The sequence below is a fragment of the Anaeromyxobacter sp. SG66 genome (genome assembly GCF_022690805.1).
GTDB lineage: Bacteria > Myxococcota > Myxococcia > Myxococcales > Anaeromyxobacteraceae > Anaeromyxobacter > Anaeromyxobacter soli.
Genome location: NZ_JALCZC010000233.1, coordinates 1 through 1,070 on the forward strand (window position 1 = coordinate 1; position 1,070 = coordinate 1,070).

Annotated in this window: 1 protein-coding gene; it reads right to left on the minus strand. The window is 79.3% G+C overall.

The genetic code is table 11. The features are described from left to right. Positions 1–1,070 (minus strand): tetratricopeptide repeat protein (locus tag MNZ39_RS24070; protein ID WP_374202562.1); only part of this gene is annotated, 1,070 nt, incomplete at both ends.

Consider the following 1,070-nt stretch of genomic DNA (forward strand, 5'->3'; position numbering starts at 1 on the left):
CAGGCGTGGCGTCGCGGGCCGCGTCGCCGGTTCCGGCGGCGAACGCGGCGAGCGACGCGGCGAGCCGCGCGCGCTCCCCGAGGCGCGCGCGCTCGGGCGCGGGGCCGGCCTGCGCGGCCGCGCTCGAGAGCGAGGCCACCTGGCGAAGCGCGCCTTCGTCGGAGGGTTCCGAGCGGGCGATCTCGAGCCAGGCCTCGAGGGCGCGCGGTGCGGAGTCGGGACGGCCGTCGAGCAGCGCGACCAGCGCGCGGCGGGTGTCGGCGTCGTCCGGGACGAGGGCGAGGGCCTTCTCGAGCATCACGGCGGCGCGCTCCGGCGAGCCGAGCCGTCCGCGCAGCACGTCCGCGAAGTGGCGGTAGCGCGCCGAGGCGGCGAGCGGATCGTAGGCGGCGATCGCGTCCGCGCACACCTCGCCGAGCTCGACGTACTCGTCGAAGCGCCCGAGCTTCTCCGCGACGCGCGACAGATCGCGCGCGAGGGTGAGGTCGGCAGGGTCCGCCTCGAACGCCGCGAAGAGCAGGGTCCGCGCCCGATCGAGCTCGCCCGCGGCCATGAGGGCACGGCCGAGGGCGGCGGGATCGGAGGGGTCGGGGTCCGCGCTCGCACTCGCGGTCGAGGTCGCGGTCGCCGCCGTCGCCCCCGCGGTCGGGGACGGCGGCGTAGCGCTCGAGGTCGGGTTCGAGCTCGCGGCCGCGGCCGGCCTCGTGGCCCTTCCCACCTTCGCCTCGACCGCGAGCGCCTCGGCGCGATCGAACGCCTCGGAGTCGCCGGGCTCCTTCGCGAGCAGCTCGCGCCAGGTTCGCGCGGCCTCGTCCGCGAGCCCGGCGCGCTCGAGCGCGTGGGCGAGGCGGCGCGCGTGCTCGGTGCGCTCGGCCTCCGGCACGGCCGAAGGATCGATCGCGCGGAGGTGCTCGGCCGCGCCGCCCGTGTCGCCGGAGGCGAGCGCTGCGTCCGCCAGCGCGAGGCGCGCAGGCGGGGAGCCGGGGTGGGCGAGGACCGCGGCGCGGTACGCGCGCGACGCGTCGCCGCGCGCCCCGGCCTCCTCGAACAGCCGCGCCGCGTCGAGCGCC